The 26,587-nt window shown below is 60.1% G+C and carries 25 protein-coding genes; 8 read left to right on the forward strand and 17 right to left on the reverse strand.

The features are described from left to right. Window positions 1-99 precede the first annotated feature (99 nt). From NKI85_RS31145 to NKI85_RS31160, 4 genes are all read right to left on the reverse strand, one after another. Complete coding sequence (locus tag NKI85_RS31145) at window positions 100-1,137, reverse strand: phosphatidylglycerol lysyltransferase domain-containing protein (protein ID WP_352779924.1); 1,038 nt, start codon at window positions 1,135-1,137, stop codon at window positions 100-102. A gap of 273 nt (window positions 1,138-1,410) precedes the next feature. Next, on the reverse strand, window positions 1,411-2,133 hold the full coding sequence (locus tag NKI85_RS31150; RefSeq protein ID WP_352779925.1) for a glycosyltransferase: 723 nt from the start codon (window positions 2,131-2,133) through the stop codon (window positions 1,411-1,413). Between the two features lie 108 nt (window positions 2,134-2,241). After that, on the reverse strand, window positions 2,242-3,015 hold the full coding sequence (locus NKI85_RS31155) for a glycosyltransferase family 2 protein (RefSeq protein WP_352779927.1): 774 nt from the start codon (window positions 3,013-3,015) through the stop codon (window positions 2,242-2,244). Window positions 3,016-3,130: 115 nt separating this feature from the next. Then, complete coding sequence (locus NKI85_RS31160; RefSeq protein WP_352779929.1) at window positions 3,131-4,294, reverse strand: glycosyltransferase family 4 protein; 1,164 nt, start codon at window positions 4,292-4,294, stop codon at window positions 3,131-3,133. Window positions 4,295-4,517: 223 nt separating this feature from the next. Between NKI85_RS31160 and NKI85_RS31165 the strand changes: the two genes are divergently transcribed. Then, on the forward strand, window positions 4,518-5,498 hold the full coding sequence (locus NKI85_RS31165; protein ID WP_352779931.1) for a glycosyltransferase family 2 protein: 981 nt from the start codon (window positions 4,518-4,520) through the stop codon (window positions 5,496-5,498). 30 nt (window positions 5,499-5,528) lie between these two features. On the opposite strand, the gene NKI85_RS31170 is transcribed toward NKI85_RS31165, so the two are convergent. The 10 genes from NKI85_RS31170 to NKI85_RS31215 form a co-directional block, all read right to left on the reverse strand. Beyond that, window positions 5,529-6,224 carry a sulfotransferase family protein gene (locus NKI85_RS31170; protein ID WP_502896175.1) on the reverse strand — a complete coding sequence of 232 codons (696 nt, stop codon included), beginning with the start codon at window positions 6,222-6,224 and terminating at the stop codon, window positions 5,529-5,531. Between the two features lie 14 nt (window positions 6,225-6,238). Then, window positions 6,239-7,033, reverse strand: coding sequence for a sulfotransferase domain-containing protein (locus NKI85_RS31175; protein ID WP_352779933.1), 795 nt, complete (start codon window positions 7,031-7,033; stop codon window positions 6,239-6,241). Window positions 7,034-7,334: 301 nt separating this feature from the next. Beyond that, the gene (locus NKI85_RS31180) at window positions 7,335-8,513 is read right to left on the reverse strand and encodes a glycosyltransferase family 9 protein (protein WP_352779934.1); all 1,179 of its coding nucleotides are present in this window, start codon (window positions 8,511-8,513) and stop codon (window positions 7,335-7,337) included. Then, complete coding sequence (locus tag NKI85_RS31185) at window positions 8,503-9,690, reverse strand: hypothetical protein (protein WP_352779936.1); 1,188 nt, start codon at window positions 9,688-9,690, stop codon at window positions 8,503-8,505. The genes NKI85_RS31180 and NKI85_RS31185 overlap by 11 nt, the downstream gene beginning before the upstream one ends. 12 nt (window positions 9,691-9,702) lie before the next feature. Further along, window positions 9,703-10,869, reverse strand: a complete 1,167-nt coding sequence (locus NKI85_RS31190) for a glycosyltransferase family 9 protein (protein WP_352779938.1) — start codon at window positions 10,867-10,869, stop codon at window positions 9,703-9,705. Window positions 10,870-10,875: 6 nt separating this feature from the next. After that, entirely contained in the window at window positions 10,876-12,588 is a 1,713-nt protein-coding gene (locus NKI85_RS31195) for an ABC transporter ATP-binding protein (RefSeq protein WP_352779940.1), read from the reverse strand. Between the two features lie 314 nt (window positions 12,589-12,902). Next, on the reverse strand, window positions 12,903-13,523 hold the full coding sequence (locus tag NKI85_RS31200; RefSeq protein ID WP_352779942.1) for a class I SAM-dependent methyltransferase: 621 nt from the start codon (window positions 13,521-13,523) through the stop codon (window positions 12,903-12,905). Window positions 13,524-13,920: 397 nt separating this feature from the next. Further along, a complete protein-coding gene (locus NKI85_RS38010; protein ID WP_502896176.1) occupies window positions 13,921-14,175 on the reverse strand; it encodes a DUF6894 family protein in 255 nt (84 codons plus the stop codon). Between the two features lie 114 nt (window positions 14,176-14,289). Next, entirely contained in the window at window positions 14,290-14,517 is a 228-nt protein-coding gene (locus NKI85_RS31210) for a hypothetical protein (protein WP_352779944.1), read from the reverse strand. Between the two features lie 239 nt (window positions 14,518-14,756). After that, a complete protein-coding gene (locus NKI85_RS31215; RefSeq protein ID WP_352779946.1) occupies window positions 14,757-15,056 on the reverse strand; it encodes a hypothetical protein in 300 nt (99 codons plus the stop codon). A 113-nt stretch (window positions 15,057-15,169) separates the two neighbouring features. On the opposite strand from NKI85_RS31215, the gene NKI85_RS31220 reads away from it, so the two are divergent. Beyond that, a complete protein-coding gene (locus NKI85_RS31220; RefSeq protein WP_352779948.1) occupies window positions 15,170-15,535 on the forward strand; it encodes a hypothetical protein in 366 nt (121 codons plus the stop codon). A 27-nt stretch (window positions 15,536-15,562) separates the two neighbouring features. Here the strand turns inward: NKI85_RS31220 and NKI85_RS31225 are convergent, their stop codons facing one another. Continuing rightward, window positions 15,563-15,865 (reverse strand): DUF982 domain-containing protein, encoded by a 303-nt coding sequence (locus NKI85_RS31225; protein WP_352523854.1) that lies wholly within the window; start codon window positions 15,863-15,865, stop codon window positions 15,563-15,565. 239 nt (window positions 15,866-16,104) lie between these two features. On the opposite strand from NKI85_RS31225, the gene NKI85_RS31230 reads away from it, so the two are divergent. The 6 genes from NKI85_RS31230 (at window position 16,105) to NKI85_RS31255 (ending at window position 24,336) form a co-directional block, all read left to right on the forward strand. Then, on the forward strand, window positions 16,105-17,166 hold the full coding sequence (locus NKI85_RS31230) for a glycosyltransferase family 4 protein (RefSeq protein ID WP_352779950.1): 1,062 nt from the start codon (window positions 16,105-16,107) through the stop codon (window positions 17,164-17,166). Window positions 17,167-17,213: 47 nt separating this feature from the next. Continuing rightward, complete coding sequence (locus tag NKI85_RS31235) at window positions 17,214-19,376, forward strand: amylo-alpha-1,6-glucosidase (protein ID WP_352523621.1); 2,163 nt, start codon at window positions 17,214-17,216, stop codon at window positions 19,374-19,376. Window positions 19,377-19,553: 177 nt separating this feature from the next. Beyond that, entirely contained in the window at window positions 19,554-21,335 is a 1,782-nt protein-coding gene (locus tag NKI85_RS31240) for an alpha,alpha-trehalose-phosphate synthase (UDP-forming) (RefSeq protein WP_352779952.1), read from the forward strand. Continuing rightward, entirely contained in the window at window positions 21,332-22,093 is a 762-nt protein-coding gene (gene otsB / locus NKI85_RS31245) for a trehalose-phosphatase (protein ID WP_352523617.1), read from the forward strand. Before NKI85_RS31240 ends, otsB begins: the two co-directional genes overlap by 4 nt. A gap of 198 nt (window positions 22,094-22,291) precedes the next feature. Beyond that, window positions 22,292-22,684, forward strand: a complete 393-nt coding sequence (locus NKI85_RS31250) for an MmcQ/YjbR family DNA-binding protein (RefSeq protein ID WP_352779955.1) — start codon at window positions 22,292-22,294, stop codon at window positions 22,682-22,684. 194 nt (window positions 22,685-22,878) lie between these two features. Further along, window positions 22,879-24,336: an NCS1 family nucleobase:cation symporter-1 gene (locus NKI85_RS31255; RefSeq protein WP_352523612.1), complete on the forward strand. Its 1,458-nt coding sequence runs from the start codon at window positions 22,879-22,881 to the stop codon at window positions 24,334-24,336. A gap of 30 nt (window positions 24,337-24,366) precedes the next feature. On the opposite strand, the gene NKI85_RS31260 is transcribed toward NKI85_RS31255, so the two are convergent. Next, window positions 24,367-24,906 (reverse strand): DUF1697 domain-containing protein, encoded by a 540-nt coding sequence (locus tag NKI85_RS31260; RefSeq protein WP_352779957.1) that lies wholly within the window; start codon window positions 24,904-24,906, stop codon window positions 24,367-24,369. Between the two features lie 11 nt (window positions 24,907-24,917). Beyond that, entirely contained in the window at window positions 24,918-26,555 is a 1,638-nt protein-coding gene (gene pyrG, locus NKI85_RS31265; RefSeq protein WP_352779959.1) for a CTP synthase, read from the reverse strand. Window positions 26,556-26,587: the final 32 nt, after the last annotated feature.

Raw genomic sequence — 26,587 nt, forward strand, 5'->3', positions numbered from 1 at the left:
GTCTCCTATGCATGAGGCTCTGCGCCGGCCAGCCGGCTTAACCCTCGTACCGTTGCATATCGGATGACGGGCCGCCCTCAGGCCCAGCAATCATAGGGACTAGACGGCCCTGATCAGCCGGAGCAGAGAAAGCGCCTCGAAAAAGGTCCCCTTGCGAAAGGCGAGATAGGTCGGCTCTTCGACACCGTGGAATCGGCGCTTGAAGGCCGCCTGCCCCTGCAGGTTGAAGCGGGTGCGATTGACCCACGGCGATTCATAGGCGCGCTGGAAAGCGCGCCGCCAGAAATCGCTTTCGACAAAGCCGCTGGGTCCGATTTCGACAAGCGGCGACAGGCCGAGGGTGACGACGGAAATACCTTCGTTGCGAAAGCGGTCGACCGCGAATTTGGTCAGGCCGATCTCGGCATGCGCTGAGGCATCGATGTGCTTGCGCTTGAACGAGGTGGTGTAGCCGATGACCTTGCCGTCACTGAACAGCGGATCGAAATCCAGCAAGGCAACGAGCTCTCCATCCGGACCGTGCAGGACGAAGCGGCGCATATCGACGCCAAGGTGATCGGCAAAGGGCCTGTTCAGGAACCTCATCTCCCAGCGCTTGACGATGCGGTCGGCCCGCCAGTTCTGGGAGAGCCTGGCAATCTCGTCGAGGAAGATGGTCCCGTTGTCCTCCGCGAAGGAAAACCCCTTCTTCAAGAGCCAACGTTCGGAATAGCGCACTGTCTCATTGCGCTTTCCGGAAAAGTCGTGGCCGGGCAGGACAAGCCTGGTGTCGACGCCGAGGCGGTTGACCTGATAGCCAAGCCCAGCAAGCACGCGCGCCGTCTGTTCGCCGATCTGCACGAACCACGGGCTGCCGGCAACCTCGATGAAACGTCTGATATAGTCGCGCCGATCGGCCGGGTCAGCCATTGGATCACCGAGCGCGAAATGACGTCGCGTTTTACTGCCGTAAGCGATGTAGCCCTGGGCATCGCCGAAGTAATGAAGTCCCTTCTGCACGGCGGTCGAATAGGCAAGGGAAAAATCGCCATGGCGACGAACCAGCGCCAGGCGCTCGACATAGTTCAGCTGCAGCCGCGGTATTTTAGGCCCGCGGTTTTCCAACAAACGATCGAGGCGTCTTCGCAGTGACGGCATGGTCGACTTTCGCGTGTCGGCTAGGCCGATGAAAGAGCTGACGGACCCCAACCGATCATATTGCCGCGAGCTGATCCTTATCTGGGTGCGGCATGCTTATCCGGCCGGAACTGCCAGATTCTTAGGCGCAATCTGCCCCCGGTCCCGCCCCAAGGCGGCACCACGCATTGTTGTCGACGCCCAGCGTCTGACGGCTGGTTGCTGCGCTCTTCGCGACACGGAAATCGATGCCACTTCGGAAGCGCTCAGGTCACCTGCCAAACACGAGGGCTCTTATCGAACTGCGCTCTGAGAAGATTCTGCTTGATCGGAAGCCAAGAATTCGTCGCGTTCTGCTATCCACAAATCTGCATAGGCGACATTCTGCCACTCGGCAAACCACGGGCCGCCGCTTGTATAGTGGACCGCCTTAGGTGTGCCGACAGCAGGCTTTTCGTTCCAGCCTTCGAGCCAATTCCACTCTACGGGCAATGAGCCCAGGTCTTCGTCGGCAACCCACTGCATTCGGTGAAGATAGGCGCCACTTTCCTGATTCACGACCTCTGGCGTGAGCGATTTAACCGAAGGATGCGCGCAATTGAACAGCATCAACGACGACCAGTTTTTCCGAGGATAGGATGTCTGGACCACGCCATCCATCTTGGTCGTGGCCTTCGGCGTATAGTCATGCTGGACGCAATAGACCGCCTTGTCCGAGTTCGTATATTTCAGCAGGCCTGCGACGTCACCGAGCCACAGGAAATCGCAATCGCAAAACAGGGCCCAACCCGTGTAGTCGGCGAGAAAAGGCGTGAGAAAGCGCGTGTAGGTGAACTCCGTTGAGGCGAGCGGATCTTTTTCCCGCCAATACAGCCCGTGGGCACGCATCTCGTCCTGTTTGATCGGAATGACGGAGACAGGCGCCGACGCATGTTTGAGCAGCGAGTGTCGCGCGACGTCGTACGCGATCGGCTCACGGCTGTCCCATCCGATAAATACCCTAAACGCATCAGTCATATTCACTACCCTGGCTTTCGATTTAAACGGTCGTACACTAACTAGTTGGCGATGGCTCGGCAACAATGGCGGTCAACCAAGCCGGTTTCTCACAGATTTGTCCTGGCCTCAGCCTTGCTTTTTCGGATGAAATTGGCCTCGCATTCCCAATGCGACACGCGCCCATTTCTGATAGGTGTAGCTGGCCGAATACGCGGCAACCATCGCACCAATGGCACCGTCCAGAAATCCCAGCCGGAAAATATAGCTGCGCATATATGCCCAGACGGAGCGTAAAACCGCCTTGCCTATCGAGCTTTTTTTGCCCTCGGCAAGCAGTTGCGCGGCGGACGCTTCTGCGTACCGGCCGATCTTGTCGTGGGCATCTGCCAGGTCGGTGATGGAGTCGTGCTCAATCGGCTGGGACAATCGCCTGACCTTCCCATTCACCAATACTTTCTCGTGCACGGTGTCGTCGCTGAAGCGCCCGGAGCGGCGACGGAAAAGCCGGAGCACCAGATCGGGCGACCAGCCGCCATGGCGGACAATGTGCCCGCAAAAGCGCGATCTTCTCGGTATTTCGAAGCCGTCATAGCCTTTTGGGTCGGCGATTGCGGCTCTGATTTCCGCACCGAGCGGCGCCTCCACCCACTCGTCGGCATCCAGCGAAAGGATCCAATCCCCTGTTGCCGCGGCCAGCGCACGGTTTTTTTGCGCGCCGAAACCGGGCCAATCAAGGGTCATCAGAACCTTGGCCCCCAGTTCACCGGCAATCTCCCTGGTTCTGTCGCTGCTGTTATTGTCGAGAACGACAATTTCGTCGGCAAAATGGACCGAGCGTAGGCAACGCCCGATGCTCGCTTCCTCATTGCGGGCGATGACAATGACTGAGAGCGCCGGCACGGTCAGGCGGTTCCGGCATCAAGGCTGCCACTGTCGGTCGAATGCATCTGCGGCATCGGCTCCCGGCCTGTTAGCACGCTGAGGGTACTAACCTATTCTAACAAAAAGTCGAAAGTCACTTCAGGTCGAGATTTTCATACAACAATATCATTCGCTGGATCATGACATTGAAATCGTACTGTTCGGCTGCCGCTCTCACCCGGGCTGCGGTCTCAGGTCGTGACGACAACTTCAGCGCGTGCGCGAGCCCTGCAGCGAGGTCGCTTTCGCTGGCCGCGTCGCAAACAAGCGTCGGCTCGAATCGATCGACAAGCTCGCGCGCTCCGCAACCGGTGCTTACCACAGCGGGCAAGCCGCTGGCCATGGCTTCGATCACCACTGTGCCGAAAGGATCATAGATGGAAGGCAGCACGGCAATATCGGCCGCGCCGTACCACGGTAACATGTCTCTCTGCGGCCCCAGCATCCGCAGCCTTGCGCCGAGACCGAGCCTGTCACCAGCCTGCCTGAAGGCGTTGGCGCGCGAATCATGGCCGATGACCCACAATTCCGGCTCGCCGTCGAGCGTGGCGACAGCCCTCATCAATGCAAGAAGTCCTTTTCGCGCAAACCCCGAGCCGACAAACAGGACGACCGGCCTGTTATCGTCGACGTCGAACCGCGCACGGACCGCGGCCCGATGCCGTTGGCGCAGCTGCGGTTTGAAGCGGTCGAGGTCCACCCCATTGGGAATATGGTGCACATTTTCCGCCGGATAATCGTAGTGACGGACAATGTCCTCTGCGACCATTTTCGAAATGGCTATGACAGCTTTGAGCCGTGGGCTGGCATAGGTTGCGCGTTCGAGACGCAGCGTCTGGCGGTGAAAGGGGCTCAGCGCCATTGCCGCCCTGCCAAGCCGCGTCTCGAAACGGCGCCGCTCGGCAAGATAGGCTGCATGAACGCCCTCCCCGGCCCGGAAGACATCGCAGCACGGAAGCCGATCGTTGCTCTGCACCAGGGCCGGTGGCATCTCGGCGATCTTGCGGCAGGCGGCTTGAGCAAAGGACGTCGCCCGCAGGGAGCGCGGAAAGCGGCGGCCGGCACAATGGATGAACTCTATCCCTTCATATCGCGGCCAGTCGCCGGACAGCACGGCCACCGGCCGTTGACGCGCGGCGAACGCCGCCATGATATTTTCCAGCATGATCTCGCCTCCACCGAAAGGCGCATAACGCTGGCGCACGAACAGGATCGGCCTGTCGAATTGATTTTCGATGCCACGAATGCCCGCATGCATGAGGTCTGGGCTCCGGCCTTGTTGCCATCTGACGATGTCTATAGAGGCCGACACGCATCGGCAACAGTTGGAAAGCTCACCGCCGGAACTCAGAACAGATCTGCGTCCATTGTTCACTACTGCTTGCGATTTGCCTAACGGTGCTGCATGTAGAAATTAATAGCAAACAGCGGATCAGTGCCAGCTCCAGCCGGGCGGTGACCGCCATGAGGGAATCGACGGCTTGAGCAAAGCAACCTGGCCCGCCATTGTCCGCCGGACGATTACCGATACCGCCATATATCGGCTGAGACACACCTTCGGAAGACGGGCAGAAGTGTCATCGCTGCGGCCGATAACGCCCCTTGGAGCGAATGACCTGCCTTTAATCCTCGTCATCCGCAACGAGGCAGACAGGCTGCGCCCGTTCTTGAAGCACTATCGCGAGCTCGGCGTCACCAGATTCGCCGTCCTCGATGATCGCTCGACCGACGGAACAGCTGAGCTTCTGGCCGAGCAGCCAGATGTCGATCTATTCAGTTCGCCGATCACCTATTCGCAGTCGGACCTGGGAAACCTTTGGCGGCAGCGTATTGTGCAGATTTATGGTCAGCCTCGCTGGTATCTGACCGTGGATGCTGACGAATATCTTGTCTATGACGGCATGGATCAGCATCCGCTCGGCGCGTTGGCCGACTGGCTCAAGCGGCGCGGAATGACGCGTCTGCTGGCGCCGATGATCGACATGTATCCGAGCGGAAACATCTGGGACGTCCCCTTCGATCCCATCTTGCCGCCATGGCAAGTTGCGGACCATTTCGACAGCAGCGGCTATGAGGTGACAAAGAGCCCTCGGCATCTGAAGATCACAGGCGGCCCGAGGACCCGGCTTTTCGCCAGAAAACACAAGCTGACCAAATTTCCCTTGATATATGTTGACCGGCAGACGATTTTTACATCGATTCACTCGCCGTTGCCTTATTGGCGGAACTATATAAAGGGATTTGGCGGCCTGCTTCATTTCAAGTTCTTCGCCGATTTCAACGACAAGGCGCAGGTCGCGGTGGCGGAGGGTCAGTATTGGAACGGCGCTTCCAAATATCGCCAGTATCATGAGGTATCGAGCGGTAAAGCGACCCTCAGCGCGATGGGCGAACAGTCAATGCTGTATGAAGGAGCTCACAGCCTGTTCAAAACGGGTTTGATCGACAAAATTGATTGGTAGACGGTATTTCCAGCAGATGCCGAACCGTTATCATGCATAACCGAATGCTTTCATAAGCTGGGCACCTCGTCCCTGTACCAGGTCCTGTAACTCGGTGTTTCCGAGTTCCGAGCGCCATCTCCCACGTCCGTCGTAGATCGGCTGGTTGACCTGTTGGTTCCGGAGCACCGCATGTGGTGTCTCGAGGCCAGCGTCGGTCGGCTTGAACCATTGCTGCGGCTTCTTGTGATAGTCGAGGAGATCCGGGCTGAACGTCACATTGAGAAAACCGCATATCTGCTCGACGATTTTGGCCGGATTCTCGATCAGGTCCTCATAGCGATAGATCAGCACATCCGGCTCTCCCCGTTCCGCAAGAACCAGCGCATTGTCGTTGATCCAGCGGTCCAGGGCCTCCTTGGGGTCGCCAAGTCGTTTGACCAGGGACGCCACGACGTCGCGTCCATCTCGCACCGGCATGACGAAACGCGCGCCGGGCACGAGCCGGCGAATGCGGGCGACACGACGGATGTGCCGTGGTGTCTTTTCGAGCAGCACACTCTTTCCAGCCCTGAACGCATCCCGCTTCAGCTTCCAGTAGCGGAACAGTGCCAGCGGGGTCCATTTGAAGAAAATGTTGGTTTCCTGGAGCGGCAGGTAGACGTCTGGATGGGACGCAAGGATCGTCGCGATCAAGGTGGTGCCGCTGTGGCCGCAGCCGCAGATGAATCCGGTTCGCATCACCATGTCGGCAATGCTCCCTAACCCGAGGTAACTCGAGTGCGGTTATCGACGCGAGCATAGCACAAGCCGTTCGTGCGAAAGACCTTGTCCAGCTTCTCCCAATATTCGAACTTAGCCAACTGCTCGTCACAATAGGCCACGTCATCCTCGGAAAGATATTCGCCGTAACCGCCTATCTTGCCCTTACGCACCTTGAAGCTTTCCGGATCGTTCGCATCACGCGGCTGTAATATCTTGCCGTAGCGATCGGACAGATCACCGGTCGATTCACTCACTTTCATCTTGTCGAACGTTCGGTTGTTCGCCACCTCGACAAGCGTCGGATCGTCAGCCTGTAGGTTCAGGAATCCAAGGATCGCGCGAAGGACACCAGCCGTATCCCGATGCATATCTTCGTATTGAAGATACCGGATTTCGCGCATCCGGGGCATGGCCGCAAACCATTGCAGGTTAAATCTGATGATCTTTTCAATCCCATGGTTGTCGCTTCTGATAAAATCGCTGAACGATCCCGCTGGAAGCATATGGCGCTTCTGAACCTGAAAGTACCCCGAGACCACCGTGTCTCTTGGGTCGCGAACCAGCATTATTGTTCTTCTCTTCTTGTATCGAGATTTATTCTCCTTAAGACTTGATTTTGGTCTAAGCAGCTTGTGGTCGGTTCCATCGTGAATGTATTGAACTTCAACGCCGAGATCGTCCAGCATGACACGCAGCCAGGTGCGCCCTGATTTCGGAAAGGATACGATAAGAGGAAGAGGCGGCGCTTTGGCCTGGAACAATTTTAGAAAGGACATGTTTAGAAAGGACATGGAGAGACCTCCTTTAGATTATCAGAGCTGGCGCCCGAACCGCTGCAGGCCAGACCAACCCCATCGCTGGGCGCCTAAACCTACGGCCGGTTCGAACACAAGGCAGAAATACCGGCAAGAATTGCGATCCTCTGCGGGGCGAATTGGCCTTTACTATATCCCGGTGCGGAATGCCTTATGTTTTTTGGCCTGTTGCGACGACTGTTCGACACGGGCGCCTCCCTCTCCGATCGTCGGCCGAACCACTTAATGCGCATAGCGTCGAAGCGCATTCAGTCGATGCGCTTTTGGGCGACATGCCTTAGCCACTCACTTTTATGACCCGAGACGCCAGGATAGAATCGGCCTCGTCCATCACCGCGGCCCAGGGGCGTTCCCGTTTCGAGACCAGTACGGCGGACGGATAATAGGGCGTGCGGTCGCCCTCGACCGGCCAGGAGCGCTTAAAGCCATCGCCCAGAATGAAAACCGAGGGGATGCCGAGCGCGCCCGCCAGATGCGCTCCGGTATTGCTGATGGTCACCACGGCGTCCATCGCGGCAACCTGCGCGGCGAAAAGGTCCATGTCGACGAGTTGATCGACTGATCTGTCATGAAGAATGCGCTCCGGCTCAGCGTCGGTCAGGACCTTCAGGTCGGTCTCGATCTGGCCATATTGCAGCGAGACGAACCGGACGTCCGGTCGGCCGATCAGGTTACGCCAGGCGGCCAGCGGCGGCAGGTCTTTGCCGGGATTGGAGCTGCCCCATGCGATCCCGACCAACGGTCGTCCGTCCTGCCGGTAGCGGGCTCGAAGTTCAGCGACCCGGGCCGGGTCCGGCTTAAGGGGCACGAAATGCTCGCGGATTGTCGCCTCGTCGGTCTCGAAAACGGCAGTCAGATGCTGGACGCCGGCGAAGGCTTGCGCCTCCCCATAGGCGGCCTTGCCGTCAGCGCCGACCGGCCGCACATCAGCGGTCGGAAAAGTGCGCTGGAAGAGCGGTACTAGCCGTTGCTCGACCAGCACGATCAAGCGGGCGGCGCGCGCCAGGGCACGGCCGACGGAACTCGCATGGTGGATCGCGGTGGCCAGACCCTGCTTTTCTGTTTCCATCAGATCGACCAGCAGTATCTGGCCCGAAATATCCTGGCCCAGCCACTCGCGCTCGACACGGCCCTCAACGATGTGGCGCCTGGCGATTTTGAGTTCGGCCGCGGGGCCGTAGGCACCCATGCGCATCAGCGCCTTGCTGAGCTCGTCGAGCAGATGGACCTCTCGCCTCGCCTTCGCAATAGACCCGAGAGCCAGGGCTTTCGGCAGCGCCGCCGGCCAATCGCGGGACTCGACGCTTCGCCGATAATCCGCCATCTGATCGGCAATATCGCCGTCGCGCCAGCGAAGGAAAAGCTGCCGCCGGTGACGTCGGAACCAGACCTTGTATTTGTAGCCTGCAAGCGTGGTCGCGCGGCGCAACCGGCCAAGAAGTTGGCTACCGTCCATCACCAGCTCCACCGATGATTTGCATAACTCGTCCACCTGCTTCCTGCATTGCGGACGCCCATGCTCGGCCGCCTTTTCGGACCAGTCGAACGCTGGGATAAGCGGCCACGGTGTCTCCGAAAGTGGGCCAGGACAGCCGAAACCCGTCGTCGAGCATGACGATCGTCGGCACGCCGAGCGCTCCGGCCAGGTTGGCGCCGGTATTGCTGATGGTCACCACCGCATCGAGCGCCGCTATTTGGGCGGCAAAGCGGTCCATATCCACCAGCTGGTCCACGGAAGCGTCATGGATGATGCGTCCCGGCGCGCAGCGCTCGAAATCGGAGAGCGCTGGCCCGACATCGCCATATTGCAAGCTGACGAGGCGTCCAGGCAGGTTGCCGAGCAGCGGCCGCCAATCATCCAGAGCCGGCAGATCCTTGCTTTTGTTGAGACTTCCCCAGGCAAAGCCGATCAGTGGACCCGGCCCGCGATCGAGATAGGTGCCACGCAGCTCAGCAACCAGCCGGCGATCCGGCTCCAGCGGAACGAAGGGCGCGCGTGCCGCCGGGTCGTCCGGCCAGAAATGCGTTGCCAATGTCTCGAAGCCGGCGAAGAGATCGCCGTCCGCCGCCGCCACCTCCCCTTCCCCCTCGAGCCTGACGTCGAGCGCCGGATAAGTTCTGCGATAGAGAGGCGCCAGTCGCGGCTCGACGAAGACGATGCATCGGTGGGCGGCTGTGACAACCGGGCCAAGCAGCGAGGCGAACTGGAAGAAGATCGCAAGGTCGCCTTCGCGGCGATCGACGACAAGCGTGCGATCAGTAAGGTCACTGCCGTCCCATTCGGGCCTGCCGGGTACCTGCTTGCTGGACGCAATCAACTGCCAGGTGCGATTGCCCCCGTCGAGACGTCTCAGTCCGCGCCCGGCCTTCTTGATCAGGCCGAGATCGCCAAGCTGCTCGGCAAGCAGCCCAAGCGCCAGGGCATGATCCCGAGCCGCCGTCCAGTCTCTTCGCTCGACACTATCGTCCATCAGCTTCATATGCCGTTCGACGGTTTCGTCGGCATGGCGCGAGCGGCGTCTGAAAAGCTCCCTTGCCTGCTCGACAACCTTCTGCAGCCGCTTGCCGAGGGCGCTTTGCGGCCGCAGATCGGCGGCCTTTGCCTTTTGAAGGATGGATGGTCTGTTCGGCAAGGCAGTACCCGATTATACTCGATGAGCGTTGGAAAGCACCGGCGAAAGCCGACGACCGGCATCTTCAAGTACTGCCGACCATGGACGCCCTTCCTTGCGAATGACGACACCCTTCGGATACCAGGGCGTCCGGTCGCCGGTCACTGGCCATGCCGTCTGAAAATTGTCGTCGACGAGGAAAACAGTCGGCACGCCGAGGGCTCCGGCAAGATGGGCCGCCGTATTGCTGATCGTCACGACGGCATCGAGTGCGGCGACCTGCGCAGCGAAACGGTCCATGTCTACCATCTGGTCGACGCTGCCGTCAAAAATCAGACGCGCGTCATTGCCGTTGCGCAGGCGCCGCAGCGCCGGCTTGATCTGTCCGTACTGGAGCGACACGAATGTGGCTTGTGTCTGGGCGATGAACCTTGCCCAATCGGGGAAGTCGGGCACGTCCTTGGTGTGGGATTTACTGCCCCAGGAGAGGCCCACTAGCGGCAGATCGGTCATCGAGCGATAGCGCTTTCGAAATGTCTCGACGAGCTTGGGATCTGCTTGTAGCGGCTCGAAATCGGCGGCAAGTCCTTTGGCATCGCGGCCGAAAATCCAGGCGAGATGTTCGAATGTCGCAAACTTATCACCAGTCACATTCTCCTGTGCCGCAACCACTGTAGCCTTTGGAAATGTGCGTTGCAGAAGCGATACAAGGCGCGGCTCTACTCGAATGATTGCCCTTTGCGCACGTCCAACGGCAGCTCCGGCCAGTCGCGCGTGGCGGATGACGCGGCCAAGACTGCGAGGGTCATCCTCGACAAGATCGATCAGCAGCGTCTCCGTACCGAGATCCTGGCCAGCCCAATCGCTGGCCCTTGCTCCCTTCCGGAGACTTCGGGCGGAGAGGCGAAGCTCCGCCGCCCGCGCAAAGTTGCCAAGCCGTTCGAACGCCTGGCCCGCCTTCTGCATCAGCTCTGGGTCGCGGGTATGATCGGCCATGATGGCTATCTCGTTGGTACTTGCCTCAAGGCCTTTCCAGTCCCTGCGCGCGATCAGGGCATCGACCTTGGCTTGCTGCTCAAGAACGGAGGCAGGGAAAGGCTGGGCAGACAATTTCCGCAACGCCTTTGTATATCGGCGCAACTGCTGACCCAACCCGCCGATCACATACCGGATATAGGAACCGTGATAAAAGCTGGTCATCGGCCTTCAGCGCAATACGCTCTGCCGCAGCTTTTTACCGCTTTCAACCATCGGATCGAGCGTCTCCAAGTGAAATATCGAACGATATATCTCGCTGTGCTTGGCAAGCTGGTCATGCGTACCAGCATCGACAAGCTGCCCGGCGTCAAACACGAGAATACGATCGGCCGCCTTAATTGTGGAAAGCCTGTGCGCAATGCATATCACCGTTCGTTGAAATGTGTCGTCGAAGGCTGCCTCCATGACCGCCCGTTCGTTTTCGCCGTCGAGCGCCGATGTCGCTTCATCATAGACAATTACCGGAGCATTCTTGAGCAAGGCGCGTGCGATGGCGACGCGTTGTTTCTGCCCGCCCGACAGATTGGTGCCGCTCGGCCCGACAAGCGTGTCGAGCCCGTTTTCGAGGGCCGAAGCAAAGCTGGTGACCCGGGCGAGGTCCGCAGCGGACTCGATTTCTTGATCGGTGGCGTTCGGGCGCCCGTCGCGAATATTGTCGCGGATCGAGCCTTCGAACAGGAAGACATCCTGTGACACCAAAGCGATGTTGTCGCGAACGTCGGCCAGGCTGATTTTCGAAATATCCTTTCCGTCGATGAGAATCCTGCCCTTGTCCGGCTCCATCAGGCGCAGGATCAGATTGACGATGGTGGTCTTGCCAGCGCCGGAGCGGCCGACGATCGCCAGCTTCTCACGAGGCCGCACGTCGAAGGAAACACCCTGCAGCGCTGGGCTGTTGCCTTCATAGGAGAAGGCCACATCCTCAAAGCAGATACCACCATCGACATCGGTCAGGCGCTCGCCTGCGATTGCGAGTCGCCGCTGCTCGGGCGTGTCGATCAAATCATACATCTGCTCGACGGCGACCATTTGCTTCTGGATGTCGACATTGACCCGGGCCAACCGCTTGGCAGGCTCATACGCAAGCAGGAAGGCGGTAATGAAGGCCATGAATTCGCCGGGCGTCTTGCCGTTGCCGAGGGTCTGCCAGCTGGCATACATGACGAAAAGCCCGATGATCACACCGCCGCCGGTCTCCATCAATGGGCTCATCAACGCTGATGTCCGGTTGATCTGGATGCCACGCCTTTCCATCTTGCGGACGGCCTTTGCGAAGCTGGCGACCGCCTTGTCCTCGAGCTGGAAGGACTTGATGGTGCGGATGCCTTCGACGGCTTCCGTGCCGATCGACTGGACCTGTGCGGCCAATTCCGTCTCGCCCCTTGCCAGCGCCTTGAGCTTCCTTGTTATCGCGCCGACCGACAGGAACAGCATCGGCAGAACTGCCACGGATATCAGCGACATCACCGGATCCTGCTTGACCATGACACTGGCCAAAGCCATCAGGGTCAGCAGATCGGAGACGGTGCTGCTCGTGAGTGTGAGAATAACGGTCGCCCCGGCGCGCGCGTTGAACATGATTTTGGAGATAAATTTTGCCGGATGCTGGTTGGCGAAACGGCTGATGTCGAAACGCACCATTCGGGAAAACTGGCGGTTTTGAAGGTCCGAAACGATGGCCCGGCGAATCTTTCCCGTCGTGATGGTCTGGCAGTAGGCAGCTATGCCCTTGACCAGGAAAATGCTGATGATGACGGCGCTGATACCCGATACAGCGGCAGCGTCTCGTTCGACATAGATGGTGTTGATCATGACTTTCATGATCCAAGCCGCTGCGCCGGTCGCCGCCGCAGCGGCGATCGAGCACATCAAACCTGTCACATACAGCATCTTGTGCGGCGGCAGATTTTCGCTAATCAGACGCTTGATTAGCGGATATGCTGGGGCCGTTGATAGTCGTTTCTTTGCAATCATCTCGTCGCCGCCCGTTGCGATCCCGTCCGGTCTTCGTGTTGCCTTGAAAGCGCGAGACGGTTTCGATCATTGTCTGTGGCTTCGTTCCCGACCGCAGTCAATGCCGAACAGGATCCTTGCGCGTCATCGGCTTACGACCGTCGGTTCCTCGGATGCCAAGCATGGCGGAACACAAGCCATGCGGCTCTTGCGCCGCTCGTCGTTCGCCGCACTATGCCTGGTCATTGTTTCGCAAGGACGAGGAGATGGCTTCCAAGAGGCGATGTGTGATTGCTTTTGACTGAAAAGCCCACATCCGAAAGCACCGCCATCATTTCTTTATCCTTACCAGGGGGGACGCGGGCAACGATCGTTTGAGCACGCCTGGCGATATCGGACAGCACGCTTCGCGCCTTGTCCGCGCCGAGGCTCCACTGCATGTGGTGGTAAACCGCCAGCAGCATGACGATGTCGTATTGCGGTTGGAGAACATTTTGCAGCTTCCGGCTGCCAAGATCGAGACAATCGAACCGGCTTTGGACTGGACAACCCAGAAAGATCATCCTGGCCGTCTCGATATGCGGCTTGAGAATGTCGATCCCGTGGATCGAGCTCGGTCCCAGCTTGGATATCTCATAGGCGACAATACCCATGTTGCAGCCAACATCGAGAATGGATTTGCCGGCATAGTCGACTTCTGCGGAGAATAGCCCGTCCAGTCTGTCGTCCCACGTCCCCTTGAACCTCTTTTGCTTATTTGACCACCACAAATCATTGTTCTCCAAAAGCGGCGCCGGACTGGTTTCCTTGACGGAGGAGGACTGTGCGCCGGGCCTTGGTCCGGACCAGTCGCTGGCGCGCAAACGACACTGCCCAGAACGTCCTGTAAACGCAACCGCGGGAGAAAGGAACTCCTGATCACAGCATCCTGCGAGAGACAAAGACGTTTCGGGGAGTTGACGAGCACCCAGCCCGACAAATCGATATGTCGGTTGGAAATGGCAATGTCGCTTGCCTGCCCCCTACCCGGGCTGAACTTGCTTGCGCGGCGCAAGCACGGCAATTCGGGAGAATAGCGTCCTCTCCAACGATGCCTTGTTCAGCGATAGCGCGGTCATGTTTGTTCTTGCTTTGTGCCGGCAGCTATGCTACTAATTTGGTTATGGTGTGTTGATTTGCGCCAACGACCGTCTTACCGCGACACGCGGTTTTTCAGCTAGGCTCGATCAAAGCTCGCCCGCATTGCGGGTCTTTGGCGAATCACGGTCGAGTGCCAGCCTTTTCGGCAGCTTCCGAGAAGGGAAATCGGAATAGCAGCTTCCGGTTCTCGTCGCAGATTTCGAAGGAAAGGCCTGTCAGGACCGGGTCGCCGCTGAGCAGACCCTCGGCCAGTATTTCCTTGGCCGAAGCCATGGCATTATCCTGAGCCGCGGACAAACCGTCCAACTCTTGACCCTCGAAATCTTCCTTCAAGCGGCCTTCATTGTTTCGGAAATGAAAAAAATATCTCGGCATGCCTGCTCCAGTTGGTAGGTTTATCTAGTCGCGAGCGGCCTCAGGAACAGCGTCGGATTCGCACAGGGCGGCATCCGTACGATTTCGACGTTGGGATTCATGGCTTTCAGGCCCTCATGCATCAGGTCGATCGAACAGCAGCACTCCCAGCCCATGTTCGAACGCACATGCCGCAATCATGTCGTCCGGGGCCTTTCCGGAGACCGGGCAATTCGGCATGACTGCCCTGATCGCGATCTCAGCCGCTGCGGTGGAAACCACATCTGGGCGCCTTTTTCTGGTCTCCATATATTGCTCGATCAGAATTTTCAGGCGCCGCACTGCAATCTCGGCAACGACCATCGTTCCTCCCTCGATTCGGCACAATGTCCGGGTGAAAGGTCCGCTGCTATTGGGAAGCAACGGACCACTCGGCTGGGTGAGCCAATGGCCCGAGGCGGGGGTGTCTCGGACCGCCATCACAATAGCTTCGGCAAGCCGCTCGTTCCACAGGATGCTGCGGTTGGTAATTTTCGTACATTGAGCATTGCCGCAGGGCAGTCTGCGAGCGGGGGATTTTGCGCTATGCCGCGGTCACCGGATCAGCTTCGGCTTTGATCGAGATAGCTGTAGATGCCCGCGCCGATCGCGACCGCTCCTACGGTGATCAGAATCGATGGCACCCCCATCGACGTGGCGACGATCCCCCAGACAATGGCGAGGGCAATTGCGCCGGCCGTTCCCAGGACCAGTCTAAGCCGTTTCGACATTATCCGTTCCCCCAAAAGTGCATCTTTGGCCTTTTTGGTCGAAATACCGCAATGCGGCACCGTTGTCTGTGCCTTGTCGAAACTTTTTACGCCGTCCCTGAGCCCGAACGCTGAGGCGTAAGCGATCCGCATGCGACCTTGTTGCAAACACCTCTCCGCCAAATGAGGAAGCTCGGGCGCGAGCCTGGGAAAGCGAGGTGTCTATACAAAATTTTCGGAATTTAATCCGGTTCACGATTATGGGCATGACGGCCACGATGACCGGAATAGTCATCACGGGCCTTACGCCCGAGACAACCGAAGCGACTTTGATTTGCCATAGGTTGGTCTGCCAGAAGGCGAGCAATGAACGCAGTGCCTTCGGTACCAAATATCAGCGTAGATGCACTTGCGAAAAAATAAGCGAGGGCGGCAACAACCATCCCTCCCCACGCAATGTCAACAACAGGCCCATCTATGCACTCCGCGCCATCACCGAGGAGCGCCATCTATCACGCGACCCCGATTACGTCGCCTATTGTGATTACATCGCCAAGAACGGTGCTGTAGCCCTACTCAAACGACTGTTCGCGACAGCGCGTCGGTCGCCGATGGGGCGCTCCGCTGAATGACATTTTTGCTCTGACGATCAGCGAGAGCTATCGTCTCAGCGCATCCGCGCGATCCGTGGCCTCGTCGCTCATCGGCAACGGCCTATCGCCCTCGAGCAGGCGGGTGATCCGGGCGAAGCCGGTAAAAGCCTTTCTCGCTTCCTCGGCCGACATCCGGCCCGCCATGGCTGCAGCGCAGCAATTCACCGCACATTGGTAAACCGGCCCGCGCCGCCCGGCCGGCCATTTTCGCAAGAATGCCATCGCTTCGGCAACGCTGTCGATCTCTTCCACAGGCCGTCCATGTCCGCGCGAAATCCGCACGGGCGAAAAGAATTGCAAGCGATCCATCATTTCCTCCCGTCGACCGGATGCGTGCGATCTAACCCCCCTAAACTCGTGAACTGGGCCTTTGGTTCCCGGCAAAAGAGAGCTTGGCTTGGAAAATGTTGGCTGGACAAGACGAGGAGCGGAGCGGTGGAAGCGCCAGGCGCACCCATTGGCGTGACTTCTTGCCGCTGTACGGGAACGTTAGCGCGGCTGATGCATTTCGATGCCACGAACAGTCTTTTTGAGGGAAATGCCAAAACATGAGAATAGCCCATGTGGCGCCGCTCCATGAATCCGTGCCACCCCGGTTCTATGGAGGGACGGAGCGCATCGTCTCCTATCTGACCGAAGGATTGGTCGAACTTGGCCATGACGTGACCCTGTTCGCCAGCGGCGATACCAAGACATCGGCGAAATTGGTGGCGTGTCGCGAGCGTGCGCTCCGTCTCGATCCGCGCCCGCACAAATCCGAAACCGCAGCGCATCTCTCGATGCTTGCCGAGGTGAGGAACCGTGCGCAACAGTTCGACGTCATCCACTTCCATCTCAGCCATTTCCTGCATTTCCCTTTCTTCGAACACATGCCCGACCGTACGGTGACGACGCCGCATGGCAGGCTCGACTATGTCGATTTGGCCCCGGCCTACCAACGTTTTCCGCGCTTTCCGATGATCTCGATTTCCCGCAGCCAGAGAGCCGGGCTCGCCAAGGCCAATTGGCTGGCGACCATCCAACACGGGCTGCCGATCGATATCTACGAGCCGACTTTCGAGACCGATGCGGACGAGCCGTATCTGGCCTTCCTGGGCCGGCTGTCGCGCGACAAGCGCCCGGATCGTGCCATCGAGATCGCCTTGCGCTCTGGGCTGAAGCTGAAGCTTGCGGCAAAGATCGGCGATGACGACCGCGCCTTTTTCCACGACACGGTCGAGCCGCTGATCGATGGCGACCGTGTCGACTATATCGGCGAGATCGAAGAGGACAGAAAAGCGGAATTCCTCGGCAAGGCGGCAGGCCTGCTGTTTCCGATCGATTGGCCGGAGCCGTTCGGCCTTGCCGCGATAGAGGCGATGGCCTGCGGCACGCCGGTAATCGCCTGGAAACGCGGTGCCCTGCCGGAGATCATCGACCATGGCGTGACCGGTTTCCTTGTCGATACTGTCGATGCTGCGGTCGCCTCGATACCGGAATTGCTGCGCCTCGACAGGCGACAGGTGAGAGCCGTATTCGAGAACCGTTTTTCTGCCACGAGAATGGCCCACGACTATGTGGCTGCCTATGCGCGCCTGATCGGCGCTCCCGGTGAAGCGAGAGCGTCCTGATCGGCGTCATTGTGGAAATTGGAACGAAACGACAGAGTTTGTGACGAATGAATCAACTCGACGAGCGTAAGCTTGATCCCGCCGTAGCCCTTGCCTCTCTCGACGAGGTCGCGCCTCGGGAGCCGCACCGGCTGTTCGCCCTCAAGCAAGGCGACTGCTTCGCGGTGGCCGACGCCTATGGCGACATCCGCGGCGCCGGCGACGGCTTTTTCCGTGACGACACGCGTGTGCTTTCGGAATTCCGGCTGACGGTCGGTGGCCGGCAAATGTCGCTGCTCGGCGCATCGCTCAGCCAGGACAATGTGCTTTTCACCTCGAACCTGACCAATCTGCCGATCCAGAGTGTCGGTGGCCGGGACATTCCGCAGGGCGCGATCCACATAGAACGCGTCAGGCTGCTTTGGCAGGACCGGCTGTTCGAGCGCATCACCCTTTCCAACTATAGCCAGGAATCGTCGGCCATTCGGGTTTCCTTGCATTTCGCAGCAGATTTCCGCGACATGTTCGAAGTGCGTGGTTCGACCCGGCCCAAGCGCGGGACAGCCCACGCCGCCGAGACCGGTCCGACGTCCGTGGTGCTTCGATATGACGGGCTGGACCAGCTTGTGCGCCTGTCGGCCATCTCGTTCTCGCAAGCCCCGGACAATTTGACCACCAACCGTGCGGATTTCCTGATTGCGGTGACGAAGCGCAGCAGCGAGGTTCTCTATATCGAAGTCGGCCCGGAAGTGGCGGAAACGCCCGACCGCGACCGTTTCCGTGCCGCCGCCGCCCGCGCCCGCTTCGGCATGCGCGCAAAACGCCGCCATGGCGGGACGGTGCACAGCTCCGGCCGCGTCTTCAACGACTGGATCGAGCGCGCGCGGGCGGATGTGGCGCTGCTGACTACCGAGCTTGCAACCGGACCTTACCCCTATGCCGGCATACCCTGGTTCTCGACGGCATTTGGCCGCGACGGGGTGATCTCCGCGCTGCAGATGCTGTGGTTGAATCCCGGGCTGGCGCGCGGCGTGCTCGCCTTTCTCGCCCAGCATCAGGCAACCGAAACGTCGCCGTTCAGCGATTCGCAGCCGGGCAAGATCATGCATGAGACCCGCAAGGGCGAAATGGCGGCGCTGCGGGAGCTCCCGTTCGGCCGCTATTACGGCGGCGTCGACACCACGCCGCTCTATATTCATCTCGCTTGCGCTTATGCGGATCGTACCGGCGACATGGCGTTCATCGACAGCCTGTGGCCATCGCTCTGTGCTGCGGCCGAATGGACCGAAGAGATAAGCCGCGCGACCGGCTTCGTTACCTACCAGCGCGGCGCCGAGAGCGGCCTCGCCAACCAGGGCTGGAAAGACAGCTTCGATTCGGTCTTCCATGCCGATGGCCGCATGCCCAAGGGGCCGATCGCTCTGGTGGAGGTGCAAGGTTATGTCTTTGCCGCGTTCCGTGGGCTGGCGGCGCTCGCCCGCCGCCGTGGCGAGGACGACAAGGCCGATCATTGGGACGAACGCGCCGAAACCATGCGCGCCGCGGTGGAACGACATTTCTGGATGGACGATCTCAACTTCTATGCCCTGGCGATCGACGGTGCAGGCGAGGTCTGCAAGGTACGGACGTCGAATGCCGGCCATCTTCTCTATGTCGGGCTGCCCGAGCCGGAACGGGCTCGGATGGTCGCCGATCAGCTGCTCTCCGCGTCCTTCCACTCGGGTTGGGGAGTGAGGACGCTGGCCGATGATGCGATATTCTTCAATCCCATGTCTTACCACAATGGTTCGATCTGGCCGCATGACACGGCCATGTGCGGTGCCGGCCTGGCACGTTATGGCGTGCGCGACAGCGTGGTCCGGCTGATGAGCGGCACGTTCGAATCGGCTGTCCATTTCAACATGCGGCTGCCGGAACTGTTCTGCGGCTTTACCAGGTCGCCAGGCGAAGCGCCGATCGCCTATCCCGTCGCGTGCCTGCCGCAGGCCTGGTCGGCGGGATCGGCCTTCATGCTGATGCAGGCCTGCCTTGGCCTGGAAATCGATGGCTGGGACGGCGAAATCCGGGTCACCCGCCCGAGGCTGCCGATCGGTATCGATACGCTGACATTGCGGCATCTGGGCGTCGGCTCGGCGGTGGTCGACCTCACATTCCAGCGTGTCGGCGACCGGGTCGTTGCCTTTCTCGCCGACCGGTATGAGGGGATGGTACCGCTCATCGTGCGCACTTGACGCCGCCGCACTGCGGCGCATCGAAAACGACGCGCGGCATTGCAATCGTCCGGAACCGATAGCCTCTTTGTGCGTTGCAAAATGGGCGGCGCGGGGACGCTTTTGTCGTGGGACGGCAGCGAACCAGAAAAACAAATAAAAACGGCTATCGGCCGGCCGGAGGCGAGATCACATTCGATGTCAGACTATACTGTAGACCTGCTCTGGGTTTTGCTGATTGCAAGTTTTGGCTTTTCCGCTTTTGCCATTCTATTATCGATATCCCGCCAGCGCCGCGGCCGCGCAACGGCGGCCGCATACACGCCGAGCGAGGATGTCGCGTCGGAAGCGGCACGCAAGGTGCTGCGCGAATTCGAAAAGAACGGCCAGTCGGCCGACGCGGCGCTGGTCACATGGTCGCCCGACACATTGCGCAAGATCCTGGCCGACGACCTGCCGGACGCACAGGTCATCGTGGTGTCCAACCGCGAACCCTACATCCACAACATCAAGGATGACGGGGTCCAACTTTTGGTGCCGGCCAGCGGGCTGGTGTCGGCACTTGAGCCCATCACCCGCGCCTGTGCCGGCACCTGGATCGCCTATGGCGGCGGAACGGCAGACCGTCTCACGGTCGACAAGGACGACCGGGTGCAGGTGCCGCCAGGCAATCCGTCCTACACGCTGCGCAGGGTCTGGCTGACGGAGGAGGAACATCAGGGCTATTATCTGGGCTTCGCCAATGAAGGCCTATGGCCGCTTTGCCATATTGCCTTCACCCGCCCGATCTTTCGCGCCTCGGACTGGGACGCTTACGAGGCCGTCAACCGCAAGTTCGCCGATACGGTGGTTGCCGAAGCACGCAACGAAAGGCCGATCGTGCTGGTGCAGGACTACCACTTCGCGCTGCTGCCGCGCATGATCCGTCAGCGCCTGCCGGACGCGATCATCATCACCTTCTGGCATATCCCGTGGCCCAATTCGGAAGTGTTCAGCATCTGTCCGTGGCGTGAGCGGATCCTGGAAGGACTGCTCGGCAGTTCGATCATCGGCTTTCACACCCAGTTCCATGCCAACAACTTCACCGAAAGTGTCGACCGCTTTCTGGAGAGCCGCATAGAACGGGCAGACGCGGCAATCTCCTATGGCGGACAGACGACATTGGTCCACGCCTATCCCATTTCCATAGAATGGCCGGCCCAATTGCTGGCAAGTTTGCCGTCTGTCGAGGAGTGCCGCGCTCGTGTCCGCGATAGATTCGGCCTGTCTACGGATACCAAACTATGCGTTGGCGTCGAGCGCCTCGACTACACGAAAGGCATTCTCGATCGCTTCCATGCCTTGGACGAATTGTTCACGAGATATCCCGAATGGATAGGCAAGGTGGTTTTCCTGCAGATCGCGGCGCCGAGCCGGGGGACATTGCCGGCCTACCAGCAACTCCATGACGAATGCCGCCGCTATGCCGAAGAGCTCAACCGGCGCTATGGCAGCGAGACATACAGTCCTATCCTGATGGTCGCCGAACATCATCGGCAAGAGCAGGTGTACGAGGTCTATCGCGCCGCCGACATCTGTATGGTCACCAGCCTGCATGACGGCATGAACCTTGTCGCCAAGGAATTCGTCGCAGCGCGCGACGACGAACAGGGCGTGCTTTTGCTCAGCACCTTCGCCGGCGCCTCGCGCGAATTGCTGGAAGCACTGATCGTCAACCCCTACGACGCGGCCATGATGAGTGAGGCGCTGTTGCAGGCGCTGACGATGACGCCGGAAGAGCAGCGCGAGCGTTTGCGGCCGATGCGCGAGATGGTCCGCGACAACAATGTCTACCGCTGGGCCGGCAGCATGCTGCTGGATGCTGCGCGCCTGCGCAAACGCGGCGATCTCGACAGGGTGACTGGAACTGGCGAGCGGCCGCCATCAAACACCAACAACGTCATCTCGATGTTCGAGCGGGCACGGAGGACGGCGTCGTGACGGATTTCGAACAGCCGCCGGCGCCGAATCTGCCGGAAGGGCAATGGGCGCTCTTCCTCGACATCGACGGGACCCTGCTGGAGCACGCTGCCCATCCAGACGCAGTATTCGTCGGCGAGGAATTGCGCAATCTGCTTGGACGCATCGAGCGGCGGCTGGATGGTGCGGTCGCCTTCATCACCGGCCGCTCGATCTCCGCCGTGGACAGGTTGTTTCAGCCGCTGAAGCTGAGGATTGCCGGACTCTATGGGCTGGAGCACCGGCTGACGCCGACCGGTCCGATCGATGCCGCTGACGCTCCGGCCGACATCGCCGCCCTTGCCGACGAGATCGAGGCCGAACTGGGCAGCGGCAAGGTCTATGTGGAGCGCAAGGGTCCGGTCCTCGCCGTCCATACAAGAGCAGCGCCGCAACTGCTTGCGCCCGCAATCCAGCTTGTCGAACAGGCGTTGGCCCGGCTTCCGAAGGGTTACCGGGTGCTTCCGGGAAACGCCGGCGTCGAGCTCATGCCTCTGGAAGCCGTCAAAGGAGCCGCCATCCGGCGTTTTATGGAGATTCCGCCCTTTGTCGGCAGGCGGCCGATATTCCTCGGAGACGACACATCGGACGAACACGGTTTCGAGGCGACCAACGAAGTTGGCGGCATCTCCATCCGCGTGAAGCCGACCGGACCGACGGCCGCGACCTATGTCCTCAAAGACGTGACCGGCGCAATAGACTGGCTCGACGCCAATTTCGAGGCATTGGCGGTCTCTTGATCACGATCGGCCGCCATCTCGATGTAAAGCGACGCCCGGTCCCCAACGGCGATCGAAGACACCTGTGTGCCGGCCAGCGTAACTCCATAGAAGTCGGGCCGTGCACCTGCCGGTCCATCCAAGCGTTATTGCTGATATCCAGTCTATCTGTTGATATTAGCCGGTTTTGCTTGGCGTCAATGCGCTGGAGGAGAGTTGATGAGAAAGAGATCGCCTGCTTCCACCGATGCCGTTCTCAAGGAGCTGCGCGCCTTCGGCCTCACCTTTCCAGGCGCCGAGACAAAGAGTCCGTGGTCTGGTCACGACGATCTCGCGGTGAAAGGCAAGACCTTTGCTTATTTGAGTCTGGAAGGCGAACCATTCAGCATCTCCCTCAAACTCCCCTACAGCGGCGACGAGGCGAGAACGCTCCACTATGCGTCGCCGACGGAGTACGGCCTTGGCAAGAGCGGATGGGTGACGTTCGAACCAGCACCGGACGAACTGCCACCGATCGGACAACTGAAGTCATGGCTCGATGAGAGTTATCGCGCACAAGCGCCCAAAAAGCTTGCCGCCCTGATCACGCACAAGGTGGACTCTGGAGCTTAGGTCGAGCGATTGGTGTCAGCCCAGCGAATCGCCGGCGCTAGAAGCTCAACGACGCCACGCCGATAAGCGCGTTTCTCATTGAATGTCTTTAAGTCCAAAGCCGGCAAATCGATTGCTTGCCGGTTCCCCTGCGTCAGGCTTAACCTGCGTGCCATGCGTGGAGGCGCGTGCGGTAACAAGGGGAGGACATAGCAATGACCATACAAGGTGCATCACCGGACCTGTACAATGAGGATCTCGCCCCGGCGAAGGTTCGAAACTGGGGACCGTTCTCGATCTTCAACGTCTGGACGTCGGACGTCCACAGCCTGTGGGGCTACTATCTCGCGGCAAGCCTGTTCCTGTTTTGCGGCGGCTTCGTCAACTTCATCATCGCCATCGGCATCGGTTCGCTGATCATCTACGTGCTGATGAATTTGGTCGGCTATGCCGGCGTGAAGACCGGGGTGCCCTACCCCGTCTTGGCGCGTGCTTCCTTCGGCATCTGGGGCGCCAACATACCGGCGCTGGTGCGCGCCATCGTCGCCTGCTTCTGGTACGGCGCGCAGACCGCGGCAGCTTCCGGCGCAATCGTGGCGTTGCTGATCCGCTCGCAATGGTTCGCCGACTTTAATCAAAACACGCACTTCCTCGGCCACACCGGTCTCGAAGTGATCTGCTTCGCGGTGATCTGGGCGCTGCAGCTCCTGATCATCCAAAGAGGCATGGAAACGGTGCGCCGCTTCCAGGACTGGGCCGGCCCTGCGGTGTGGGTGATGATGCTGATCCTGGCGATCTATCTCTGCATCAAGGCCGGCACCTTCGCCTTCACCAGCGACATCCCTATGGACGTGCTGCTCGACAAGACCAAGGACGCGGGCGTGCCCGGCACGCCTGGCTCCTGGACCTCACTGTTTGCGGTGGCGGCGATCTGGGTGACCTATTTCTCTGCGCTCTATCTCAACTTCTGCGATTTCGCCCGCTATGCGCCGGACAAGGCATCGCTGCGCAAGGGCAACATCTGGGGCTTGCCGGTCAACCTCATCCTGTTCTCGCTGGTTGCCGGCGTCACCACCATCGCCGCCTTCGATGTTTATGGCGAAGTGCTGCTGCATCCCGACCAGATCTCGGCGAAATTCGACAGCTGGTTCCTGGCGGCGCTGGCAGCCCTGACCTTTGCGGTGGCGACGCTGGGCATCAATGTCGTGGCGAACTTCGTGTCGCCCGCCTTCGACTTCTCCAACGTCTTTCCACGGCAGATCGACTTCAAGAAGGGCGGCTACATCGCGGCGCTGATCGCGCTGGTGCTCTATCCCTTCGCGCCCTGGGAAGGCAGTGCCGCCTCCTTCGTCAACATCATTGGCGCGACGATGGGGCCGATCTTCGGCGTGATGATGGTCGACTATTACCTGATCCGGAAGGGCGAGGTCGACGTCGAGGCGCTCTACAGGGAGAATGGCGAATTCCGCTTCCAGGGCGGCTGGCATGTCAATGCCTTCATCGCCGCCGGTATCGGCGCTGTCTTCTCCTCGATCCTGCCCAACTTCACCAGCGTGCTGCCGTTATGGTGGGGCGTCTATGGCTGGTTCTTCGGCGTGGCAATTGCCGGCGTCATCTATTACGTGCTGCGCACGATGGCACTCGGTGCCGGGGCCAAGATGGCCAAGGCCTAAACGGATTCGGGGCGGCGCGAGCCGCCCCGTTCATTCTGCGACCATCTCGGCCAGGCGGCGCACGGTGTTCCAGTTGCGCGAAGTGCCGATGCCGAGGCGTTTGTGGCTTGTCGCCGAAAGCAGCCGCGAACTGGGCGTTTCGCGCGAAAAGAAGATCCAGATGTCGCCGCCGACAATCCGCAGTTTCTCGTCCTTGCCGACATAGGCCTCAAGCGCCGCGGCGGCCTCGACGGGAACGGGAGCCCGCATCACGCGCACCGCCACCTGGTCCGCGGCTTCAGCCGATTCGGCGGGGAACGGATTGCCGGCCGCCAGCCTCAGCCAGCCGTCGGCGCGGCGCACGATGATGTCGACGTGGCGGCCGAAAGTCTTTGCGAACGCCGCCTCCAGCCGCTGCTCCAACGCCGCGAGTTCTGTCTCCTGCGCCTCGAAGACCAGATTGCCGGTCGCCACCAGCGTGCGCGGGTTGTTCAGGTCCAGGCCTTCGGCCATCGCCTTCAGATCGGACATGACGACCCGCCGCCCCTCGCCCAGGATGATGCTGTAGAGCAGCGCGACGTAAGTTTGCATCGGCGGCTAGTCTAGACCAGCCGCGACTGCTCTACCGCCGCCTCGATGAAGCTGGCAAACAGCGGGTGCGGATCGAGCGGCCGGCTTTTCAACTCGGGATGATACTGCACGCCGATGAACCAGGGATGGTCGGGATATTCGACCGTTTCCGGCAGCACGCCATCCGGCGACATGCCGGCAAACACCAGACCGCAAGCCTCGAGCCGCTCCTTGTAGTCGACATTGACCTCGTAGCGGTGGCGATGGCGTTCGGAAATCTGCGTATCGCCATAGATCTCGGCGATCTTCGATCCCTTGGCGAGATCGGCCTGGTAGGCACCGAGCCGCATGGTACCGCCGAGGTCGCCGGTTTCCCTGCGCTTTTCCAGCATGTTGCCCTTCAGCCATTCGGTCATCAAGCCGACGACCGGCTCCTCGGTTGGACCGAACTCGGTCGATGATGCGTGATCGACGCCGGCCAGCGAACGCGCCGCCTCGATGCAGGCCATCTGCATGCCGAAGCAGATGCCGAAATACGGCACCTTGCGCTCGCGCGCGAACTTCGCCGCCAGGATCTTGCCCTCCGAGCCGCGCTCGCCAAAACCGCCGGGGACGAGAATACCATGGACCTTTTCCAGCCACGGCGCCGGGTCTTCCTTCTCGAATATCTCGCTCTCGATCCAGTCGAGCTTGACTTTGACGCGGTTGGCGAGGCCGCCATGCGACAGCGCCTCGATCAGCGATTTGTAGGCGTCCTTGAGGCCGGTATATTTGCCGACGACGGCAATGGTAACCTCGCCTTCCGGATTGTGGATGCGGTTGGACACCGCTTGCCACCGTTCCATGCGCGGCTTCGGCGCCGGATCGATGCCGAAGGCGGCCAGCACTTCCGAATCCAGCCCTTCATTGTGATAGGCCATCGGCACGTCATAGATATGCGGCACGTCGAGCGCCTGGATGACAGCGCTTTCGCGGACATTGCAGAACAGCGACAATTTTCTGCGCTCTTCCTTGGGGATCGGCCGGTCGGCGCGGACCAGCAGGATATCGGGCGCAATGCCGATGCCGCGCAACTCCTTGACCGAATGCTGCGTCGGCTTGGTCTTCAGTTCGCCCGCCGTCGGGATATAAGGCATCAAGGTCAGGTGGACGTAGACGGCGTTGTTGCGCGGCAGGTCGTTGCCGAGTTGGCGGATCGCCTCCAGGAACGGCATCGCCTCGATGTCGCCGACGGTGCCGCCGATCTCGCACAGCACGAAATCGTAGTCGTCATTGCCGTTGAGGACGAAGTTCTTGATCTCGTCGGTGACGTGCGGAATGACCTGCACGGTGGCGCCGAGATAGTCGCCGCGCCGCTCGCGCTCGATGATATTCTTGTAGATGCGGCCGGTGGTGATGTTGTCCTGCTGGTTGGCCGAGCGGCCGGTGAAGCGCTCATAATGGCCAAGATCGAGATCGGTCTCGGCCCCGTCATCGGTGACGAAGACTTCGCCATGCTGGTAGGGCGACATCGTGCCGGGATCGACATTGAGATAGGGATCGAGCTTTTTAATGCGTGCGCGATAGCCTCGCGCCTGCAAGAGAGCCCCAAGGGCCGCTGCAGCAATGCCTTTTCCAAGTGAGGAAACCACGCCGCCTGTGATGAATACATATCGCGCCATGGGAGTCATCGCTTAACGCGGCCGAATTGATTCCGCCAGAG

This window comes from Mesorhizobium sp. M0571 (assembly GCF_040320985.1).
Taxonomy (GTDB): Bacteria; Pseudomonadota; Alphaproteobacteria; order Rhizobiales; family Rhizobiaceae; genus Mesorhizobium.

Bases quoted from the DNA above. Each gene is read 5' to 3' on its own strand.
- NKI85_RS31145 (WP_352779924.1), bottom strand. From the start codon at position 1,137: ATGCCGTCACTGCGAAGACGCCTCGATCGTTTGTTGGAAAACCGCGGG.
- NKI85_RS31150 (WP_352779925.1), bottom strand. From the start codon at position 2,133: ATGACTGATGCGTTTAGGGTATTTATCGGATGGGACAGCCGTGAGCCG.
- NKI85_RS31160 (WP_352779929.1), bottom strand. From the start codon at position 4,294: ATGCATGCGGGCATTCGTGGCATCGAAAATCAATTCGACAGGCCGATC.
- NKI85_RS31170 (WP_502896175.1), bottom strand. From the start codon at position 6,224: ATGGTGATGCGAACCGGATTCATCTGCGGCTGCGGCCACAGCGGCACC.
- NKI85_RS31175 (WP_352779933.1), bottom strand. From the start codon at position 7,033: ATGTCCTTTCTAAACATGTCCTTTCTAAAATTGTTCCAGGCCAAAGCG.
- NKI85_RS31180 (WP_352779934.1), bottom strand. From the start codon at position 8,513: ATGGACGGTAGCCAACTTCTTGGCCGGTTGCGCCGCGCGACCACGCTT.
- NKI85_RS31190 (WP_352779938.1), bottom strand. From the start codon at position 10,869: ATGACCAGCTTTTATCACGGTTCCTATATCCGGTATGTGATCGGCGGG.
- NKI85_RS38010 (WP_502896176.1), bottom strand. From the start codon at position 14,175: ATGCCGAGATATTTTTTTCATTTCCGAAACAATGAAGGCCGCTTGAAG.
- NKI85_RS31210 (WP_352779944.1), bottom strand. From the start codon at position 14,517: ATGGTCGTTGCCGAGATTGCAGTGCGGCGCCTGAAAATTCTGATCGAG.
- NKI85_RS31215 (WP_352779946.1), bottom strand. From the start codon at position 15,056: ATGCGGATCGCTTACGCCTCAGCGTTCGGGCTCAGGGACGGCGTAAAA.
- NKI85_RS31220 (WP_352779948.1), top strand. From the start codon at position 15,170: ATGACGGCCACGATGACCGGAATAGTCATCACGGGCCTTACGCCCGAG.
- NKI85_RS31225 (WP_352523854.1), bottom strand. From the start codon at position 15,865: ATGGATCGCTTGCAATTCTTTTCGCCCGTGCGGATTTCGCGCGGACAT.
- NKI85_RS31230 (WP_352779950.1), top strand. From the start codon at position 16,105: ATGAGAATAGCCCATGTGGCGCCGCTCCATGAATCCGTGCCACCCCGG.
- NKI85_RS31235 (WP_352523621.1), top strand. From the start codon at position 17,214: ATGAATCAACTCGACGAGCGTAAGCTTGATCCCGCCGTAGCCCTTGCC.
- NKI85_RS31240 (WP_352779952.1), top strand. From the start codon at position 19,554: ATGTCAGACTATACTGTAGACCTGCTCTGGGTTTTGCTGATTGCAAGT.
- NKI85_RS31250 (WP_352779955.1), top strand. From the start codon at position 22,292: ATGAGAAAGAGATCGCCTGCTTCCACCGATGCCGTTCTCAAGGAGCTG.
- NKI85_RS31255 (WP_352523612.1), top strand. From the start codon at position 22,879: ATGACCATACAAGGTGCATCACCGGACCTGTACAATGAGGATCTCGCC.
- NKI85_RS31260 (WP_352779957.1), bottom strand. From the start codon at position 24,906: ATGCAAACTTACGTCGCGCTGCTCTACAGCATCATCCTGGGCGAGGGG.
- pyrG (WP_352779959.1), bottom strand. From the start codon at position 26,555: ATGACTCCCATGGCGCGATATGTATTCATCACAGGCGGCGTGGTTTCC.